The sequence below is a fragment of the Neptunomonas japonica DSM 18939 genome (genome assembly GCF_000422765.1).
In the GTDB taxonomy this organism is placed as follows: Bacteria; Pseudomonadota; Gammaproteobacteria; order Pseudomonadales; family Balneatricaceae; genus Neptunomonas; species Neptunomonas japonica.
Window position 1 is genome coordinate 109,175 of record NZ_KE383916.1, and the last position, 19,670, is coordinate 128,844.

Sequence of the window (19,670 nt, forward strand, 5' to 3'; positions counted from 1 at the left end):
TCGCTTGAATTTATAATAATTAGGAAGCAAAGATGTCGCTAACGGTATTGGTTGTCGAGGACGATTTTGACTTGAGAGAAGCGCTGGTTGATACCCTCGAGCTCGCTGGAATAAACGCCGTTGAAGCTGAAGATGGTGAGTCCGCTATCTTGCGCTTAAAGAGCAATGCAATTGATATGGTTATCTCTGATGTCAATATGCCGGGTATCGATGGCCATGCTTTGCTTCAGTATGTGAAACAAAATTTACCAGGCATCCCTATGTTGTTAATGACAGCGTTTGGTCAAGTTGATAAAGCGGTTGATGCCATTCGTGAAGGCGCTGTTGACTATCTATTGAAACCTTTCGAGCCTGATGCGCTGATCAGCATTATTAATCAATATGCAGGCGGTGTTGCTAAGCCATCTTGTGAACCGGTGGCTGAAGAGGTATCAAGTCAGCAGTTATTGCAACTAGCGCGTCGTGTTGCCGATACTGCTTCCACTGTTCTTATTACTGGTGAGTCGGGTACCGGAAAAGAGGTTTTGGCGCGTTATATTCACGACCACTCGGAACGTTCTGATAAACCATTTATCGCTATTAATTGTGCAGCGATTCCGGAAAATATGCTCGAAGCTATGTTGTTTGGGCATGAAAAGGGTGCGTTTACCGGGGCGGTGGCAAGTCAGCCAGGAAAGTTTGAGCAAGCTAATGGCGGCACATTGCTGTTAGATGAAGTAACAGAAATGGATCTGGGGTTACAGGCTAAATTACTTCGTGTTCTTCAGGAGCAAGAGGTTGAACGGGTAGGTGGACGCGCTGTAATCAAGCTCGATGTTCGTGTACTCGCAACAACAAATCGACAATTAGAAGCGGCTGTAGCTGAAGGTAAGTTTCGAGAAGACTTGTACTATCGTTTAAATGTCTTCCCATTACAGTGGCTGCCTTTGCGAGAACGCCGTGCTGATATTGTACCTTTGGCAAAAGGTTTATTTGAAAAACATTGCCAAAAGATGAAGCGCCCACCCATTTGCTTGAGTAATGAAACACAAGTAGCGCTGTCTCAGCATTCGTGGCCAGGCAATGTCCGTGAGTTGGATAATGTTGTACAGCGAGCGCTCATTCTACAAGCAGGCAGTATTATTACACCATCAGATCTGCATATGGTCACTGGTGCTATATCCTTACAAGAAAACTTATCTTCTAGTCTTACTGGTGAGTTGGCTATTCAGGAAGAAGATGATTCAGGAAAATTGGGTAGTGATTTGCGTCAACATGAGTTCCAGTTAATTATTGATGCATTGAAAACATCGGGTGGAAGCCGAAAGGAAGCAGCAGAACGATTAGCGATTAGTCCTAGGACATTACGATACAAGCTGGCTAAGATTCGTGAATCTGGTTTGGATCTGGACAAGTTGTTGGCAAAGTGACTGGTGTGTCGCTATTGAAATAATTTATTAAATATCAGTATGTTATATTCTATTAAGACTATTGAACGAGTCTAAATAGACCAATGTCTAATTCAGGATTAAGCTCGTGGTTGGGTATAAATCTAGACTCTAATTCCGTATGTCGAACCCTTAGAGAATTATAATAAATGGGTAGATAGACGAATATATAATTAAAACAAGCAAGCTAAGGGCATCACCATGAGCGAAAAGGTATATCCAGTCAGTCCAGAAGTGGCGGCACAGGCACATATTGATAATGCAAAATATGAAGCTATGTATGAGCAGTCTATCAATGACCCGGATACATTTTGGGGCGAAGAAGGGAAGCGTCTTGATTGGTTCAAGCCATACACTAAAGTTAAAAACACCACTTTTGATCCGCACAACGTTGATATTCGTTGGTTTGAAGATGGTACCTTGAATGCTTCTTATAACTGCTTAGACCGTCATCTTGAAACGCGTGGTGATCAAGTCGCTATTATTTGGGAAGGTGACGACCCAAGTGAATCTGAAAATATTACATACCGAGACCTCTATGAGCGTGTTTGCCGCTTTTCTAATGCACTAAAAAATCAGGGCGTTGAAAAAGGTGATGTTGTCACTCTATACATGCCAATGATCCCTGAAGCGGCTATCGCTATGTTGGCTTGTACACGTATTGGTGCTGTTCACTCTATCGTTTTTGGTGGTTTCTCACCTGAAGCTTTGGCTGCTCGTATTGAAGGCGCTAATTCAAAAGTAGTGGTAACGTCCAACTACTCATTGCGCGGTGGCAAGGTTGTCCCATTAAAAGCTAACGTAGATAAAGCCTTAGAGCACCCAGCTGCAGCGGCGCTTGTTGAAAGTGTTATTGTTGTTAAGCGTGTAGATCAAGATGTTGCTTGGAACGAAAAAGTTGATGTGTGGTACGAAGGGCTTGTTGCTGCAGCGTCTGCAGAGTGTGCTCCAGAAGAGATGGAAGCGGAAGCGCCGATGTTTATTCTTTACACCTCAGGCTCAACAGGTGCACCTAAAGGTTTGAAGCATACGACTGGCGGATACATGGTCTATGCAGCCATGACGCACGAATATGCTTTTGATTATAAAGACGGTGACATCTACTGGTGTACTGCTGATGTTGGTTGGGTAACAGGTCATAGCTATATCGTTTACGGGCCGTTAGCAAATGGCGGTACTTCTTTGATGTTTGAAGGTGTTCCTAACTATCCTGATAACAGCCGTTTTGGTCGTGTTATTGAGAAGCATAAAGTAAACCAGTTATACACAGCTCCAACGGCTATTCGCTCATTGATGCAACAAGGCGAAGATGTTCTGGGTGATTCAGACCTGTCTAGCTTGCGTATTCTTGGATCGGTTGGTGAGCCAATTAACCCAGAGGCATGGAACTGGTACCACCGTATCGTTGGGCAAGGTCGTTGCCCAATCGTTGATACTTGGTGGCAGACAGAAACTGGTGGCATGATGATTCTTCCTCTGCCAGGTGCTACAGCACTTAAGCCTGGTTCTGCAACACGTCCTTTCTTTGGTGTGCAGCCTGCTCTGCTTGATGCAGATGGTAATGAGCTGGAAGGTGCGGTTGATGGAAACCTAGTGCTTAAGGATTCTTGGCCTGGTCAGAGCCGCTCGATCTGGGGTGATCATGAGCGCTTTATTCAGACGTACTTCTCGACCTATAAAGGTGTTTATACCACTGGAGATGGCGCGCGACGTGATGAAGATGGTTACTACTGGATTACGGGTCGTGTTGATGATGTTATCAACGTATCAGGCCACCGTATGGGTACTGCTGAGGTTGAGTCTGCACTAGTAGCGCATCCTGCAGTTGCTGAGGCGGCGGTAGTTGGTTATCCGCATGAACTTAAGGGGCAGGGTATATATGTTTATGTAACCTTGCAGTCTGGCTATGAGCAATCAGATGAATTGATGAAAGAGCTTCGTTTGCACGTTCGTAAAGAGATTGGACCAATAGCTTCACCTGATTTGATTCAATTTTCACCAGGTATGCCTAAAACTCGATCAGGTAAGATTATGCGTCGTATCTTGCGTAAAATTGCTGAAGACGATTTCGATGCTTTGGGTGATACCTCCACTTTGTCAGACCCAACTGTTGTTGATGATCTGATCGAAAACCGAATGAACCGTAAATAAGGTTGTTTCTTAATTACGTGTTAATTTAGTGAAAACTCCCTCTTCAGTTGATCTGTAGGGGGAGTTTTTCGTTTATAGATGTTATTATTCACGCTATATAAGATTGAATAATATGGATTTGGACACGTCTGTGTCCGGGGGATAAAGCATGCAGCTAGCCAGTAAAATCATTATTGCAGATGACCATCCGTTGTTTCGTGCGGCATTACGCCAGGCTGTAACTCAGGCGATTGAGGGTGTTGAAATTGTAGAAGCCGACTCACTGGCGGCGGTGCAAGAAGCTGTTGTTCAGCACAGTGATGCAGATTTGGTGCTACTCGATCTTCATATGCCGGGTACCCATGGGTTTACTGGCTTGGTATTTTTGCGAGGGCAAAACCCAGGTATGCCAGTTGTAGTTGTTTCAGGAAGTGAAGAGGTTAGTGTTTTAAGGCGTGCTATGGACTATGGTGCTTCTGGCTTTATTCCCAAATCAGCTCCGCTTGAAACTATCTCAGAAGCGATAGTTGCCGTTCTTAAGGGTGAAGAATGGTTGCCGCGTGATATTACAGAGAACGGCACTGTTGATGTTAGTGAGGAAGAGCGTAAGTTTGCAGCGGCTTTGGTTTCGTTAACGCCGCAACAGTTTAGAGTGTTGACCATGCTGACAGAGGGTTTGCTTAATAAGCAGATTGCTTATGAGCTAAACGTATCAGAAGCAACCATTAAGGCGCATGTTACCGCTATTTTACGTAAACTGCGTGTGCATAGCCGTACACAGGCTGTTATTGCTGCCCAACGTTTGAGTGTTGATCCTGCACGCACAGAAATGGAATAGTATTTAAATTCGAAAAAACGAAGCACCCTATTGGGTGCTTTTTTTATGCCGATTTGCTGGCTGAGACAAGCTTGTTAATCATGGCACGTAATGCCGCCGGCTTAATCGGTTTTGTCAGTAGTTGGGCGCCAAAGTTACTAATCTCCTCTTTCACTTCATCTGTACGGTCTGCTGTAATGACAAGAGCAGGGATTTCTTTCCCCCATATCGTATAAAGCTCATTGAGAGCCATGATACCTGTGTCTAGTTCATTTAAATGGTAGTCCACAAGAGTAATGTCGGGAAGAGGTGTTTCTTCGCTGTTGTATAAGCTGGCTGCTGCCTCGATCGATGCTGCCGTATAAGTTTCACAGCCCCATCCTTGCAGTAGCGCTGACATGCCTTCCAGTATTTTAGGTTCATTATCAATAATGAGTGCGGTTGTACCATTAAGCGTTTTACTTCTTATCCAGCCGCGTTGCTCTGGTTTGGATTGTACTTCTTTAGCTGGGTCGCCCAGAGGTATTGTTATGCTGAAAACAGTTCCTTGGCCAGGCCAGGAGCGCACATTAATCTTATGTTTTAACATTTTGGCGATACGGTCAGTGATGGCTAACCCTAAACCAAGTCCTTGTACCTTGGAATGCTTAGGGTTATTGATGCGTTTAAACTCTTCAAATACCTCATGAAGCTTTTCTTTAGGTATGCCAACACCGGTATCCCACACTTCAATACGTAGCTGTTGTCCTATACGTCGACACCCTAAAAGTACTTTGCCGTCTTGTGTATAACGCAGAGCATTTGATAGGAAGTTTTGCAGAATTCTTCTTAGTAATTTTTGGTCAGAAGCAACGATTTGGTAGCAATGAACGTAGCGAAAAGCTAAGGCTTTTTCTTGTGTGAGAGCAGCAAATTCTGTGCTTAAGTTGCTAAAGAGCGAGTCTAATGAAAAGTGTGTGATGACTGGTTCAAGAGCACCTGCATCCAGTTTTGATATGTCCAAAATAGTAGTGATAAGCTCTTCAGCCGCTTTCAGGGAGCCGTCTAGGTTGTCTACTAGCTGTGTTGTGCTTGGAGATGAATGACTTTGCTGGGCTAAAGCCGAAGTGAACAGTCTAGCTGCATTTAATGGCTGTAGTAGATCATGGCTTGCGGCAGCTAGGAACCGGGTTTTACCTAGGTTAGCGGCTTCGGCGTCGCTTTTTGCTTGGCGTAATTCATCTTCCATTAGTGCTCGAATGGTGTTTTCTTTGCGTAGTTCTTTGTTTACAACCGAGAGGGCGTGGGTTCGCTCTTTGACACGCTGTTCAAGTGTCTCATTGGTTATTTGTAAGGCAATTTCTGCATCGCGACGTTCAGTAATATCTTGATAGAGAGTGAAATAACCTAGTACATCGCCATATTCCCCTACATGAGGGATGTAAGTAACTTCAGCAAAGCGTTTAGCGCTATTTTGTGAGGGGAGGTCTGTTTCAAATTTTTGCCGGTTGCCATTTAGAGCTTGTTGGATGAAGTCTTTTCTTTTTGCATACTCGGTTGCATCAAGTATTTTGTAAGCAGGCATGCCAATCATTGTGTCGTGTTCCATGCCAAATGCTTCAGCGTAGGCTTTGTTGACAAAAAGATAGCGTCGCTCTGTATCTAGGTAGGCGATTAATACCGGGACATTGTCAGTGTATATTCTAATATTGTGTTCACTCTCACGCAGTGCTTCTTCAATTCGCTTGTGTTGAGTGATGTCCATGTAGGTATTTACGTATCCTCCGTTGGGAGTTGGGTTGTCGCGTACTTCAAGAACAGTTCCATCAGGTCGGTATCTTTCGTAACGGTGCGGGCGGCCTGATTTGATGCTATCAAGTCGTTTATTAATCTGCTCTTCTATGTTTCCAGGCCCGTACTCTCCTTTGAGAGCGTTGTATCGGAATATCTCTTCGATGGAGCGCCCCACACAAATTAGCCCCTCAGGGTAGTTAAACATTTGTAAATAGGGGCGATTCCATGCGACTAGCCTGAGTTGCTGGTCGACTACGCTAATTCCCAGGCCTATGTTTTCAATGGTTGACTGCAGTAGTGAACGGTTGAACCTCAATGCTTGGGATGCTTCATCGACGATGGAAACAACATCACCTATCTGCATGTCTTTTCCGCGAAGCGTAGATGCAATGACTATGCGGGCCGAAGATGCACCTATTACACCCGCTAAAAGGCGTTCGGTGAAATTGTTGAGTTCCGGGGTTGCTTTATCGCCAGACTGCGGTGGGTCTTCGTTGCGTTGTAAGGCATAGCCGGTGAAAGCGTGCTGAGTACGGCTTAGGCCAAGAAAACGTTCAGTCAGCATTTGTAAATCACCGACAGTTACTGTGCTGTGTTGGCGAGAGGGAGTCGTTAGGTCTTTATTGTAAACATCAACAAAGGCGCTGGCTTGAATGCGGTCTGTAAGTCTCTGTGAGGTGTATTGAGATACGATAACGTACAGAGTGATATTGGTGAGGAGACTCCATAGTACCCCGTGTGTGAGCGGGTCTAGATTGTTTATGCCAAATAGAGCAGTAGGTGTGAGTATAAGGTAATCAAATAAACCATTTTGTAAAAAATGAGGTGAAATAATATTGGCGTTGATCAGGGTCGGGATGACTAATGTATAAATCCATAAGAGAAGTCCTGCCGTCATTCCGGCAAGAGCACCTTGGCGTGAGCCCTTTTTCCAGAAAATTCCTCCAAGTAAAGATGGCATAAATTGTGCTATCGCTACAAACGCTAGCAGTCCGAAGGAAGACAGTGGGCCTTGGTTGCCAAGAATTCGATAATAGAAATATGCCATCAGTAATAATGTGATGATAGTTAGGCGTCTAACTTTTAATAGAAGGGTGCCTAAGTCGTTGCTCTGTGAGAGTTTTAGTCTAGATATTCTGAAGAGCAAAGGCATTATTATATCGTTGCATACCATGGTAGATAGCGTAAGGCTTGCAACAATTACCATGCTGGTGGCCGCTGACAGGCCGCCTATAAAGGCGAAGGTGGCTAGTTGTTTATTTCCTAACTCGAAAGGCAGCATTAAAACAAAGGTATCAGCATCAATTATTTCGCCTTGGAAGAAAATATTTCCTGCAGTGGCGATGGGTAAAACGAAGATGCTCAAAAGCAGCATGTAAAACGGGAAGAGCCAGCGTGCAATGCGTAGGTTTTTAATGTCTGTGTTTTCAACAATGGTCACATGGAACTGACGTGGAAGACAAAGTACTGCGCAGCTAGCAAGTATTATTTCCGTCAAAAAACTGCCACTTAAATAATTGTGGTATCTGTTGTCTGTTTGAAGTTTCAAACTAACGTTGTGCAAGGTGTCTAAAAGGCCGTCAAATATCTGCCCTGAGATGAAAACACCGACGGCGATAAATGCCGTGAGTTTAACAATTGACTCAAAAGCAACAGCGAGAACAATGCCTTCGTGATGTTCTGTTGCGTCTATATGGCGAGTTCCAAAAAGAATGGCGAATATAGCCATTAATATGGCAACAAAGAGAGCGGTGTCGCTGCCTTTGCTTAGAGCTTCTGTTGTACCAGGGGCTAAGGCATTATAGCTGATGGCAACAGCTTTAAGCTGCATAGCAATGTAAGGAATGGTGCCCAGTACGGCGATTATTGTTACCAAGACAGCAAGTGATTGGCTTTTGCCATAACGCGATGAGATGAAATCAGAAATAGTAGTGATGTTTTGCTGTTTGCTGATCAGCATCATTTTTTCTATAACGCGCCAACCAAAGATGAAAACAAGCAGAGGGCCTAGATAAGTGGCTAAAAATTCCCAGCCTGAACTAGAGGCGCGACCTACCGAGCCGTAAAATGTCCATGATGAACAATAAACCGCTAAAGAAAGTGAATAGATTATGGGGTTGTTTGCGTAAGACTTGCCGCGATTGGTTTTGTCTCCGTAGTAGGCGATGCTAAATAGCAACCCGACGTATAGGAGCGAAATAAGAATAATGGACCAACCTGAAAGCATGTCGACACACCCTAAGCTTTAAAAGTTTAAACGTAAGTGTAACCTAAACCACCCAAGATCCTAATACTTCAGTTATACCTTTGTATAGCCTGTTGTATGTTAAGGGGTTTTCAATATTAAGACTCTAAGCACCTAAATATGCAGGTTGTAGCGATGTTGGCTGTATGTGTCGACAATATGTACAGACTAAAGTCGGGGATTTGTTTGAGGGTGCTCTCTGATAAATTTACCCAGTCTACTTCTTTCACTTAATCCGATAACAAAAATTTAAGGATAGTGCCATGTCAATCAGTAGTGAGAGTGCAAAAGCCTATTGGGGCGAAAATTTGCGCATAATAATGACTTACCTTGCCATCTGGTTCGTAGTTTCCTACGGCGCTGGCATTCTGTTTGTCGAGCAGTTGGATGCAATTAGCTTCTTTGGTTTTCCATTAGGCTTTTGGTTTGGTCAACAGGGTTCGATCTTCGTCTTCGTCGTCTTGATCTGGGCTTATGTAGCCAGTATGAACAAGCTCGATGAAAAATATGACGTACAAGAATAATAATAACTTAACATAGGGCGGCGTTAATATGAGTGTTGATATGTTATCGTACCTATTTATTGGTGGATCATTCCTCCTTTATATAGGTATTGCAGTGTGGGCTCGTGCGGGCTCAACAAAAGAGTTTTATGTAGCTGGTGGTGGTGTACACCCGATTGCTAATGGTATGGCAACAGCAGCAGATTGGATGTCAGCGGCATCTTTCATCTCTTTAGCAGGTTTGATCTCCTTCGTTGGGCGTGATGGTTCTGCTTATTTGATGGGTTGGACTGGTGGTTATGTGTTGCTAGCAATGTTGTTGGCACCATATCTTCGTAAATTTGGTAAGTTTACCGTGCCAGATTTCGTAGGTGACCGTTATGAATCAAGCACTGCTCGTATTATCGGGGTTGTTTGTACTATCGTAATTTCCTTCACTTATGTTGCGGGTCAGATGCGTGGTGTGGGTATCGTGTTCTCTCGTTACTTGCACGTAGATATTAATACTGGTGTTATTCTAGGTATGGCGATTGTTTTCTTCTACGCTGTGCTCGGTGGAATGAAAGGTATTACTTATACACAGGTAGCTCAGTACTGCGTATTGATTCTTGCTTTTACAGTGCCTTCGTTCTTCCTTTCAGCTCAAGTAACAGGTCATATCCTGCCGCAGATCGGTTTGGGTGCGACTCTGGAAACTGGGCAATCAGTTCTAGCTACTCTGGATCAGTTGTCTTTGGATCTTGGTTTCGCTCAGTACACCGCGGGTAAGAAATCGACCTTTGATATCTTCTGTCTAACAGTTGCTCTGATGTGTGGTACTGCAGGTCTTCCGCATGTAATCGTGCGTTTCTTTACAGTTCCACGTGTAAAAGATGCGCGTACTTCAGCAGGTTATGCGTTGATTTTCATCGCATTGCTTTACACTGCAATTCCAGGTGTTGCTGGTTTTGGACGTGTAAACTTGATTCAAACATTGAATGGTCCTGATAACACAGGTACTGAGTATGCTGAAATTCCTTCTTGGTTTAAAAACTGGGAAAATGCGGGTCTGTTAGGTTGGAATGACCGTAACGGCGACGGCAAAATTCAGTATGCTGCGGGTGCTGCATTTGATGGTAAAAAAGGTAAGCCTTCTTATGCTGAAGGTGATGAGCGTGGTGAGTTTGGTCAGCGTCTAGCCTCTAATGCTAAAGCTGATGCTAACTTCGATGCTGCAAAACAGCCTTTTGCTAACGAAGTATATGTTGACCGTGACATCATGGTACTTGCCAACCCAGAGATCGCTCAGCTTCCAGCTTGGGTAATTGCTTTGGTGGCAGCGGGTGCGGTAGCAGCGGCACTATCTACTGCAGCAGGTCTGTTGTTGGTAATTTCGACTGCCATTGCGCATGACTTGATGAAGAAAACAATCAACCCTAATATCAATGATAAACAAGAGTTGATGTACGCTCGTCTAGCGGCTGTTGTGGCTATCTGTATTGCAGGTTACTTCGGTATCAACCCGCCAGGGTTTGTAGCACAGGTAGTGGCGTTGGCATTTGGTATTGCGAGTGCTTCGGTATTCCCAACACTAATGCTAGGTATCTTCTACAAGCGTATGAACACTCAGGGTGCAATCGCTGGTATGTTGGTTGGTCTGATTTCTACTGTTGGATACATGTGGTACTTCGTATTTGGCGGTGGTGACAGTGCTGATTACTTCATGGGTGTAAGCCCAGGTGGATTCGGTGCAATCGGTATGGTACTTCACTTTGTTGTAGCTATCGTTGTTGCTTCAATGACTCCTCCTCCATCTGAAGAGATGCAGAGAATTGTTGAAGATCTACGTATTCCACGTGGTGCTGGTGAAGCTCACGCTCACTAAAATTTGAGATAACACTCAAAATTCAGAAGGGCGCATCAGCGAAGGTTGATGCGCCCTTTTTAGTCATTAAGGAGAATAAATATGCCTTCATCTTTCAATATGGATAATCTGCCCTTTAGCTTGCTGGATGAAAGGGAGCAGGCTTTATTACGGCAAACTCTGGATATAGGCTATTTTCAGAAAGATGAAGTGATCATGCAGGCAGGCTCTGTACCAGAGGGTGTGTATGTTGTTCTGAAAGGCAAGGTTTCAGAAAGCGAAGTGCATGCAGGGGAAGCGGATAGGCAAGAGCATATTTACGTTCATTATGAGAATGAAGATTATTTTGGCGCTTGGTCTGCAATTAAAGGTAATGCAATACACAACTTTATTGCTGAAGTCGAAACCATTTGTCATATTATCCCAACGAAAACAGTATTAGATCTAGTCTCAACTAACTCATCATTTGCAGACTATTTTCAGCAAAATCTTGTGGCTAAGGCTGAAATTGTTGAGCAGCATGGTGACTCGCAAGATATGGCTGAGTTTATGCTGGCTCAAGTTGGTGAAGGGGTGATGCGTGCTCCATTAATAGTGGGTGAAGATTCCACTATTAAAGAAACCACCGTTATGATGCGTGAAAAGAAAGTCGACTGTGTCCTTGTTAAAAAAGGCGCGCGATATGGAATGGTGACCGGCACTGATTTATTAAATGCTGTAGTTATGAATGAGTGCTCTATCGATACCGCTGTTGCGGATATAGCTACATACCGTTTGATAAGTGTTCATCCAAATGATTATTTGTTTAATGCACTCATTATCATGACACAGCAGCAGATAGAACGTGTTGTTGTTATGCGCGGAAATGAGTTGATGGGTATTGTTGATTTAACCGATGTATTGAGTTTCTTTTCAAGTCATTCTCATGTAATTGGTTTGCGTATTGAGCGAGCGAAAACATTAGAAGATCTGCATACCGCTGCGCAAGGTTTAAATGATCTAATTAAGTCTTTGGTTTCGCAAGGTGTTAAAGCGCGTTTTGCAATGGATCTTCTGGCGGCAATGAATGGCCGTATAATGGCCAAGCTATTTGATTTAATGGTCCCGGCAGATATGCAGCCACATGTCTGTTTGATTGTTATGGGATCTGAAGGGCGTGGTGAACAAGTAATGAAGACCGACCAAGATAATGCCATCATTTACCGTGATGGACTTGCTTGGAGTCAGATGCAAGAAGTGATGAATCGTTTCTCTGAGCAGCTAATGGAATTTGGCTACCCTCCTTGTCCTGGGAACATTATGGTGTCAAACCCAGAATGGGTTAACTCTTTAGGAGATTGGACTCAGAAAATGTCTTCTTGGTCGGTCAGCTGGACAGAGCAAGATCAAATGAATCTTGCGATAGCGGTTGATGCTAAGCCTGTTGCTGGTAACCCAGCTTTATTTAAAGCGGCTCGTAATTGGTTCTTTAAATCATTAAAAAATAATGATGCTTTTTTCTCAAACTTTGCAAAAGTGGCTTTAGAGTTTAATACACCGTTAACTTTTTTTGGAAACTTGAAAGATCGCGGCCAACTGGATGTGAAAAAAGGTGGTATCTTTCCGATAGTACATGGTGTTCGTACGATGGCGCTTGAGCACAAGATACTTGTCACTAATACGTTTAAGCGGCTGGAAGCACTCGTAGAAGTGGGAGCGATGACTGATAAGCACTCAAAAGATCTTGCTGAAGCACTAGGATTATTTATTCAATTACGATTGCGTCAGCAAATTAAGCGTGCTGAAGAGGAAGAGGCGGGTGTTGATCTAACGCCTAATACCCTTGATTTGCAATCTATGAATAAAATGGAAAGAGATTTATTGCGCGATGCTTTTCATATAGTTAAAGGATTTAAGAAGCATCTGGAGTTGCATTATCACCTAGGGAGCCGTTAATGATTATCCCAAGAACAATAAGAAGAATGAAAGAAAAAATGGGGCACAAGTCTGGCCCGTATGCTCATCTGTTTGAGCCTTACGATGGTGATGAGGTTGTTTCATTGGATTGTGAGACAACAGGGTTAGATGTTAAAAACGCCGATATTGTTTCTATTGGAGCGGTGAAGGTAAGAGGTAATAAAGTTTTAACCAGCGAGAGGCTGGATATTAAGTTAAAACCACCGAAGACCCTAACGGGGGATTCTATAAAAATTCATAAAATTCGTGCGGTTGATTTGGAAGATGGTATTGAGTTAGAAGAAGCGCTTGAGCAGGTTTTGGCTTTTGTTGGGAATAGGCCTATTTTGGGCTATTACGTTAACTACGATATTAGAATGTTAGACAAATTCATCCGTCCTAAATATGGATTTGGTTTGCCGTGTAAGGCGATAGAGTTGTCTCATGTTTATCATGACATTATAAAGTGGCGAATGATTGGGGGGAATGTTGATCTTCGGTTTGATACGATCTCGAAAAAGCTAGATATCCCTATCCTAGAAAGGCATACGGCGTTGGGTGACGCTATCACTGTTGCCTTAATGTATGTCAGATTGAAATATGGAGACCCGCCAGAAGTGGGGTAGGTTAATGATATATTAAATAAAGCGGGCTTTTGGCTCGCTTTTTGCATTTTAAATTATGCTGGATAATAATAAGTAATAAGTGCCATAATAATGACGTTCCATGAAGTTGATACGCTTGTTTAATAAGTGAATACTTTGTTTGATGTCAATAAAATGCCGTATTGGGGCGTAAGATGATTGAGCGAGCAGACATAAATAATGTGCTAATGCAGATGAGGTCGTTAAAAGCAGAAGCTCAGCAGGGTGTTGTCCATGTTGATAAGCCTGCATTTAAAACTGACTCAGTGCGTTCTGTTGATGGTGAAGGTTTTGGTGACTTACTTAAAAATGCTATCGATAAAGTAAACGATACGCAGATGGAAGCTGGCCGTATGGCTACTGCTTTTGAGCAAGGCGACCCTAGAGTTGAGTTGACTCAGGTGATGATTCAAATGCAAAAAGCCAGTGTTTCATTTCAAGCAATGACACAGGTGCGTAATAAGTTAGTAGCGGCGTATGAAGATGTTATGAAAATGCCAATGTAATAATGAAAGAATATTTGGCTTTACTGCTTTATGGATAACAATACGATGGCTTTACAAACTAACACTGGTGGCGGGTTGATGTCTGGCTTTAATAAGCTGACAATTTTGCGCCAGTTTGGCTTGATGGTTGGTTTGGCCGCAAGTATTGCTATTGGGTTCTCAGTCGTTTTATGGTCAAAATCCCCCGATTATAGAGTTTTATTTTCTAACCTTGAATTTGTAGATGCCAACCAGGTCATAGAGCAATTACGGTTATATAACATCCCCTATAAATTTGAAGGTGATGGCCGGGCAGTGCTCGTACCTAATGAATATGTTCATCAAGCTAGGCTGAAGTTAGCGGCAGAAGGGTTCTCTGCAGATAAAACAGTTGGCTTTGAGATAATGGATAAAGATCAAGGCTTGGGTGCTAGTCAATTCATGGAGAACGCACGGTATCGCCGTGGTTTAGAGGGTGAGTTGGCTCGAACTATAACGAGTATGATGGCAGTAAGAGGTGCGCGTGTGCACTTGGCCATTCCTAAGCAAACAGTATTTGTGCGAGATCAGAGGAAAACCAGCGCATCAGTCTTTCTAGAGATCTTTGCAGGTCGAAAGTTGGATCGTGGTCAAGTAGCTGCGATTGCAAACTTAGTCGCCTCTTCCATTCCTATGCTAGAAGTTAAGGATGTTACTGTTGTTGATCAGCGCGGTCAGCTGTTAAATTCTCGTGATGAAGATGAGGATGTTGTACTAGCGGCTAAGCAATTTGAGTACTCTCGTAAAGTTGAGGAAACTTTACTAAATAGAGTTAATAGTATTCTGTTGCCAGTGGTAGGGCAGGGGCGCTTTAGAGCGGAGGTGTCTGCGGAGATTGATTTTACGTCTGTTGAGCAAACAGATGAGCTTTTTAATCCGGATTTGCCTGCATTGAGAAGTGAGCAGACTGTTGATGAGAATAAAGTAGGTGCTGCTGTATCAAGAGGCATTCCAGGTGCGTTATCTAATCAACCGCCTGGTCCTAGTTCTGTACCTGAAGTGACTGATGGTGGTGGGGTTGCTGCTGGAGGTTCATCAGTTCCTGGCAGCAATCGTAAGCAGGCTACGCGTAATTTTGAGCTGGACCGCTCTATCTCTTATACCAAGCATCAAAGTGGTCGTATCGGGCGTTTATCAGTCGCTGTTGTTGTTGATGATCTTATGTCCATTAACCCTGAAACCGGAGAGTCTGCTAAAACCCCTTGGGCTGCTAATGAGTTAGAGCGGTTGAGGATTCTAGTGAAAGACGCGGTTGGCTATGTTGCGGTGAGGGGCGATAGTGTCAATGTGATTAATTCTCCATTTGTTGTTGAACAGCCTTTTATAGAAGAAGAGGTGCCTATATGGATGGAGCCTTGGGTGTGGGATGTGGCAAAGCAACTAGGTGCTGTGTTGTTTGTTTTGTTGATGGTGTTTGGAATATTGAGACCCATACTTAAGAGTTTGACTACTACTGGAGGAGCGATCGCTGCTATAGGTGATGATGCTTCGGGTGATGTGGCTGCCGAGCTTGAAGGTCTGGATGGCGGTGTGGTTTCTGATGATAAAGTGACTTTTGGTGAAAGAGGCGATTCTCTTTTGCCGACGCCAAATGAAAGTTTTGAATATCAATTGAATGCAGTTCGAAGCATGATTGCAGAAGATCCTGCGCGAGTGGCGCAAGCTGTAAGACAATGGGTTGGGCAAGATGAGCGATGATGCGGAACTGACTGACATAGAAAAAGCGGCAATCTTGCTCATTAGCTTAGGGGAGGATGATGCTGCTGAAGTGCTCAAACATTTAGGTCCTAAGCAAGTGCAGTTGATAGGTGAGGCAATGACTCAGCTTGATAATGTGCCTCAATCTAGAGTTGAGGGTGTTGTTTCTGATTTCATGCATTTGGTAAGTGATCAGACGGGTATAGGTATCAATAATGACCGTTATATCCGCGCTATGCTTAATCAGGCATTGGGCGAAGAGAAAGCAAAAACATTGCTTGATCGAATTCTTATGAGTACCAATACCTCGGGTCTAGACACTATGCGCTGGATGGAGCCTAGGCAAATTGCAGAAACTATCCGCTTTGAGCACCCGCAAATACAGGCTGTTATTGTTTCTTACCTTGATCCTGACCAAGCGGCGACTGTGCTGGCATTTTTTGATGATAAGGTGCGTTTAGATATTGTTATGCGTGTGGCAGCATTGGATCAAATACAACCTCAGGCACTTCAAGAACTTAATGATATGTTGGAAGGGCAATTTAGTAGTGCGCGTTCTGGTAAGTCTCGAACGCTGGGTGGCGTGAAACAGGCTTCTGAGATCATGAACTTCATTGATAGTACGATTGAAGCTGAATTGATGGAAAGTATTAGAGAAGTTGATGATGGTTTGGCTACACAGATACAAGATCTGATGTTTGTATTCGACAACCTTATCGATGTTGATGATCGAGGTATTCAGGTTATTCTGCGTGAAGTTTCTACTGATGTATTGATTATTGCTCTTAAGGGGGCAGAAACGGCTTTGCAGGAAAAAATCTTCAAGAATATGTCCAAGCGTGCGGCTGAGTTATTGCGCGATGATCTTGAGGCGAAAGGTCCTGTTCGTGTAAGTGAAGTAGAAGAAGCACAAAAAGAAATTCTTACTGTTGCGCGTCGTTTGGCTGATGAGGGAGAAATCATGCTGGGTGGTGGCGGTGATGAGATGGTCTAGGCTATCGATATGAAGTCATCAGAAAAGTTGCCTATTCGCTTTGAGTCTTCTGAGTTGGTTAAGCCCGTTGAAAGCTGGCTGCTTCCTGAGGTGAATAGTCGTCATGTTGTCGGTTTTCATACGAAGCCCGTTGAGCCCAAAATTGATGCGATTACTGTTGTTGATGAAGAGATTGTTGCTGAAAAGGTAACGCTTTCTGAGTTAGAAGAAATACGCGAACGAGCCTACGAAGAGGGTAAGGAGGCGGGTAGGCTGGCAGGGTACGACGCTGGATTTCTGGAGGGTGATCAACGTGGTTTTTCAGAAGCGTTGCTCAAAGGTAAGGTTGTAGTTGACGAGCAGTTGCAAAAAGTAGAAGCGTTGATTAAGTCATTGGATCTACCGTTGCAAAACCAGCATGACCAGGTAGCTGAGTTGGTAACAGAGCTATCTTTGCATGTCGCAAGCGTTATTATTAAGCAACAATCCTCTGATTATAAAGATATTGTTCGCTCTTCAGTTTCAGAAGCTGTAGAGCTGCTTCCTAAGCAGTCGGGGGAGTTGATGATTACAGTGCACCCTGATGATATTGAAGCGATAATGCCGATGGTTGATCAGCAATCAAGGTGGCGTGTAGTTGCTGATGAGCAATTGGCTATAGGTGGGTGTTTAGTATCCACGGATGATAGTGTTATTGATTACTGCATAGAGTCGCGATTCTCAGATGTATCTGAGCAATTGAGAGAGCGTCTGCAAGCATTGCAGCATTTGAATACTCGCAAGCACGATCTTATTGATAAAACTTCTCCTAATCATGGCGAGGGTGGTGATGAGCCGCTCTGATTTGTCGCAAACAATCAAAAGCTTGGTTAGTCCCTCCTTATCTGAGCCAAAACCACGTATAGAAGGGCGGATCACGCGCTTAATAGGTTTAACTATTGAAGCTGTGGGTTTGCAGGTGGCAGTTGGTGATAATTGTTTGATTATTCTCTCTGCTACTCATGAAATTGAAGCTGAAGTTGTAGGTTTTTCCGGAGAACGAATTTACTTAATGCCCTTGCATGCAGTTGAAGGTCTTTCTGCTGGAGCTAAAGTGATCCCTCTTAGAGCTGGTCGGGATGTGCCTGTTGGCTTTGGTTTGTTGGGCCGGGTCTTGAATGGTGTGGGTGAGCCGCTTGATGGTAAGGGGCCTCTGGATTGTCAGGAATCGACGACCTTGGCAGGTGAGGTTATTAATCCGCTATCGCGTTTTCCTATTGTTAATACACTTGATGTGGGTATCAAAGCTATTAACGCTTTATTGACAGTAGGAAAGGGGCAGCGTTTGGGGCTGTTTGCTGGTAGTGGCGTCGGTAAGTCGGTATTGCTGGGAATGATGACGCGGGCTACTGAAGCTGATATTACGATTGTTGGCTTGATCGGTGAGCGTGGTCGAGAGGTTAAAGAGTTTATTGATCATAACCTTGGGGCGGAAGGTTTAGCGCGTTCGGTTGTTGTTGCCTCGCCTGCGGATGATTCTCCTTTGATGCGCTTGCGTGCTTCGCAATTAACAACACGTATTGCTGAATATTTTCGAGCCCAGGGCAAAAATGTATTGTTATTGATGGACTCTTTGACTCGTTATGCTCAAGCGCAACGTGAGATTGCGTTGGCTATAGGTGAGCCGCCTGCAACGAAGGGTTATCCTCCTTCTGTGTTTGCAAAGCTCCCGAAAATAGTTGAACGTGCGGGCAATGATGCTACGGGTGAGGGGTCGATAACGGCATTTTATACGGTGTTGACCGAAGGTGATGATCAGCAGGATCCTGTTGCGGATGCTGCGCGAGCTATATTGGACGGTCATATAGTGTTATCACGGCGTCTTGCAGAGCAAGGGCACTATCCGGCTATAGATGTTGAGGCTTCTATAAGCCGTGCGATGCCGCAAATTGTTACGCAGGAGCATATGGCGGCGGCGATGCGTTTTAAGCAGTTGTTCTCTAAGTTTCAGCAAAATGAGGATTTAATCGCTGTTGGTGCGTATGTGCGGGGGAGTGATCCAACAACAGATTTTGCTATTGAGCGGATGCCAACAATGCAGCAGTTCTTGCAGCAGGGCTTGCATGATGCTTATGATGTTGATGGTAGTTTGAAAATGTTAACAATGGCGTTGCAGCCGAGTGAGCCACCAAGGTAAATATGAAAAAACGTTCTGGGCGCTTAAAAGTTGTGTTGGATCTGGCTGAAAAACGCAAGAAGGAGGCCGAGCGCTTTTTGGCAGAGCATATTCAGCGGGTTGAAACTGATAAGGGGCAGTTGGTTCAATTGGAACAATATTTAGCCGAATACCAGCAGACTTTTCGTCAAGCTACTGAGCAAGGCTTGACGATTGATCAGTTGCAAAACTATCAGGCATTTATGAATAAAATTGCAGTGGCGATTGAGCAGCATAAAAAGTCTATGCAGTTGAATCAAAATCAGCTAGAGCATGTGAAGCAATATTGGGCGCAAATGCATGGTAAGTTTAAAGCAATAGATTCATTGGTGGATAAGGCTATTGATGATGAAAGGAGAGTGGTTGATAAAGCGCTTCAAAAGCAGCTTGATGAGCGTTCTCAGTTGAGTAGAACAAACTATATTTAAAACCTAGTACTTAAGCTTGTGGTAAATAAGCTTCTTCGTGGTACGTCTTTCTTTTGGGATTTCTAATTAATTGGCCTCGTTTTTGCTGAGTTAACTATGTTAAGTCTAATTGGCGGAAAACTTTATGGCTCCTCAAGTTGCTCAGCTCAGTGCTCTTCTTCAACCTGCTAGTGTAAAAAATTCACCTACCACGGGTGGTGTTCCTTCTAGCTTGCCGTTATCAGGTGCTGCGCTAGCGCCTGCTCAATTCAGCGAGCTTTTAAAAGATATGGGGCTGGATGCAAGTAGAGGTGTAAGTTCTTCTTTGTTGGCGGCAGGAATGGAATTGCCTGTTGAGGGACAAGAGTTGCCTGTTTTGCCCTCTGAATTGCCGTATTCTCCTTTTCCTTTGGCAGAAGCCGTTACTACAAAGGGTGGTGAGGTGCCTGCAATCGTTGCCGCGTCAGTTCTCTCGCCTGAATTAGGTGCGACAAAGCAAGAGACGGGAGCGGTTGTTCAGGTAGTAGAGTCTTCTATCGCACAGGCAGCACAGACAG

Annotated in this window: 15 protein-coding genes; 14 read left to right on the top strand and 1 reads right to left on the bottom strand. The window is 44.0% G+C overall.

The window, feature by feature from the left end; all coding sequences use genetic code 11:
- Window positions 1-32: 32 nt before the first annotated feature.
- From G511_RS0119725 to G511_RS0119735, 3 genes are all read left to right on the top strand, one after another.
- Window positions 33-1,409, top strand: a complete 1,377-nt coding sequence (locus tag G511_RS0119725; protein WP_028471177.1) for a sigma-54-dependent transcriptional regulator — start codon at window positions 33-35, stop codon at window positions 1,407-1,409.
- Between the two features lie 219 nt (window positions 1,410-1,628).
- The gene (gene acs, locus G511_RS0119730; RefSeq protein ID WP_028471178.1) at window positions 1,629-3,578 is read left to right on the top strand and encodes an acetate--CoA ligase; all 1,950 of its coding nucleotides are present in this window, start codon (window positions 1,629-1,631) and stop codon (window positions 3,576-3,578) included.
- A gap of 148 nt (window positions 3,579-3,726) precedes the next feature.
- The gene (locus G511_RS0119735; RefSeq protein ID WP_028471179.1) at window positions 3,727-4,395 is read left to right on the top strand and encodes a response regulator; all 669 of its coding nucleotides are present in this window, start codon (window positions 3,727-3,729) and stop codon (window positions 4,393-4,395) included.
- A 43-nt stretch (window positions 4,396-4,438) separates the two neighbouring features.
- On the opposite strand, the gene G511_RS0119740 is transcribed toward G511_RS0119735, so the two are convergent.
- Complete coding sequence (locus G511_RS0119740) at window positions 4,439-8,374, bottom strand: hybrid sensor histidine kinase/response regulator (RefSeq protein ID WP_028471180.1); 3,936 nt, start codon at window positions 8,372-8,374, stop codon at window positions 4,439-4,441.
- Between the two features lie 281 nt (window positions 8,375-8,655).
- On the opposite strand from G511_RS0119740, the gene G511_RS0119745 reads away from it, so the two are divergent.
- The 11 genes from G511_RS0119745 to G511_RS24590 all read left to right on the top strand — a co-directional run.
- Entirely contained in the window at window positions 8,656-8,916 is a 261-nt protein-coding gene (locus G511_RS0119745) for a DUF4212 domain-containing protein (RefSeq protein WP_028471181.1), read from the top strand.
- 28 nt (window positions 8,917-8,944) lie between these two features.
- Window positions 8,945-10,759, top strand: a complete 1,815-nt coding sequence (locus G511_RS0119750) for a sodium:solute symporter family protein (protein WP_028471182.1) — start codon at window positions 8,945-8,947, stop codon at window positions 10,757-10,759.
- 81 nt (window positions 10,760-10,840) lie between these two features.
- Entirely contained in the window at window positions 10,841-12,673 is a 1,833-nt protein-coding gene (locus G511_RS0119755; protein ID WP_028471183.1) for a DUF294 nucleotidyltransferase-like domain-containing protein, read from the top strand.
- Window positions 12,673-13,299 carry a 3'-5' exonuclease gene (locus tag G511_RS0119760; RefSeq protein WP_028471184.1) on the top strand — a complete coding sequence of 209 codons (627 nt, stop codon included), beginning with the start codon at window positions 12,673-12,675 and terminating at the stop codon, window positions 13,297-13,299. The genes G511_RS0119755 and G511_RS0119760 overlap by 1 nt, the downstream gene beginning before the upstream one ends.
- 173 nt (window positions 13,300-13,472) lie before the next feature.
- Window positions 13,473-13,823 carry a flagellar hook-basal body complex protein FliE gene (fliE, locus tag G511_RS0119765; RefSeq protein WP_028471185.1) on the top strand — a complete coding sequence of 117 codons (351 nt, stop codon included), beginning with the start codon at window positions 13,473-13,475 and terminating at the stop codon, window positions 13,821-13,823.
- A gap of 45 nt (window positions 13,824-13,868) precedes the next feature.
- Window positions 13,869-15,539 (top strand): flagellar basal-body MS-ring/collar protein FliF, encoded by a 1,671-nt coding sequence (gene fliF, locus G511_RS0119770; protein WP_245574183.1) that lies wholly within the window; start codon window positions 13,869-13,871, stop codon window positions 15,537-15,539.
- Window positions 15,529-16,533 (top strand): flagellar motor switch protein FliG, encoded by a 1,005-nt coding sequence (gene fliG / locus G511_RS0119775; protein WP_028471187.1) that lies wholly within the window; start codon window positions 15,529-15,531, stop codon window positions 16,531-16,533. Before fliF ends, fliG begins: the two co-directional genes overlap by 11 nt.
- A gap of 9 nt (window positions 16,534-16,542) precedes the next feature.
- Window positions 16,543-17,355 (top strand): FliH/SctL family protein, encoded by an 813-nt coding sequence (locus tag G511_RS0119780; RefSeq protein WP_028471188.1) that lies wholly within the window; start codon window positions 16,543-16,545, stop codon window positions 17,353-17,355.
- Window positions 17,342-18,688, top strand: a complete 1,347-nt coding sequence (fliI, locus tag G511_RS23485; protein ID WP_051222270.1) for a flagellar protein export ATPase FliI — start codon at window positions 17,342-17,344, stop codon at window positions 18,686-18,688. Before G511_RS0119780 ends, fliI begins: the two co-directional genes overlap by 14 nt.
- A gap of 2 nt (window positions 18,689-18,690) precedes the next feature.
- Entirely contained in the window at window positions 18,691-19,134 is a 444-nt protein-coding gene (fliJ, locus tag G511_RS0119790; RefSeq protein ID WP_028471189.1) for a flagellar export protein FliJ, read from the top strand.
- Between the two features lie 124 nt (window positions 19,135-19,258).
- Window positions 19,259-19,670, top strand: a 412-nt coding sequence (locus tag G511_RS24590) for a hypothetical protein (RefSeq protein WP_036552541.1), incomplete at its 3' end; no start/stop codon positions are given.

What these genes read in the sequence shown, in the direction of transcription:
- G511_RS0119725 (WP_028471177.1), top strand. Translation starts at nt 33, where the DNA reads ATGTCGCTAACGGTATTGGTTGTCGAGGACGATTTTGACTTGAGAGAA.
- acs (WP_028471178.1), top strand. Translation starts at nt 1,629, where the DNA reads ATGAGCGAAAAGGTATATCCAGTCAGTCCAGAAGTGGCGGCACAGGCA.
- G511_RS0119735 (WP_028471179.1), top strand. Translation starts at nt 3,727, where the DNA reads ATGCAGCTAGCCAGTAAAATCATTATTGCAGATGACCATCCGTTGTTT.
- G511_RS0119740 (WP_028471180.1), bottom strand. Translation starts at nt 8,374, where the DNA reads ATGCTTTCAGGTTGGTCCATTATTCTTATTTCGCTCCTATACGTCGGG.
- G511_RS0119745 (WP_028471181.1), top strand. Translation starts at nt 8,656, where the DNA reads ATGTCAATCAGTAGTGAGAGTGCAAAAGCCTATTGGGGCGAAAATTTG.
- G511_RS0119750 (WP_028471182.1), top strand. Translation starts at nt 8,945, where the DNA reads ATGAGTGTTGATATGTTATCGTACCTATTTATTGGTGGATCATTCCTC.
- G511_RS0119755 (WP_028471183.1), top strand. Translation starts at nt 10,841, where the DNA reads ATGCCTTCATCTTTCAATATGGATAATCTGCCCTTTAGCTTGCTGGAT.
- G511_RS0119760 (WP_028471184.1), top strand. Translation starts at nt 12,673, where the DNA reads ATGATTATCCCAAGAACAATAAGAAGAATGAAAGAAAAAATGGGGCAC.
- fliE (WP_028471185.1), top strand. Translation starts at nt 13,473, where the DNA reads ATGATTGAGCGAGCAGACATAAATAATGTGCTAATGCAGATGAGGTCG.
- fliF (WP_245574183.1), top strand. Translation starts at nt 13,869, where the DNA reads ATGGCTTTACAAACTAACACTGGTGGCGGGTTGATGTCTGGCTTTAAT.
- fliG (WP_028471187.1), top strand. Translation starts at nt 15,529, where the DNA reads ATGAGCGATGATGCGGAACTGACTGACATAGAAAAAGCGGCAATCTTG.
- G511_RS0119780 (WP_028471188.1), top strand. Translation starts at nt 16,543, where the DNA reads ATGAAGTCATCAGAAAAGTTGCCTATTCGCTTTGAGTCTTCTGAGTTG.
- fliI (WP_051222270.1), top strand. Translation starts at nt 17,342, where the DNA reads ATGAGCCGCTCTGATTTGTCGCAAACAATCAAAAGCTTGGTTAGTCCC.
- fliJ (WP_028471189.1), top strand. Translation starts at nt 18,691, where the DNA reads ATGAAAAAACGTTCTGGGCGCTTAAAAGTTGTGTTGGATCTGGCTGAA.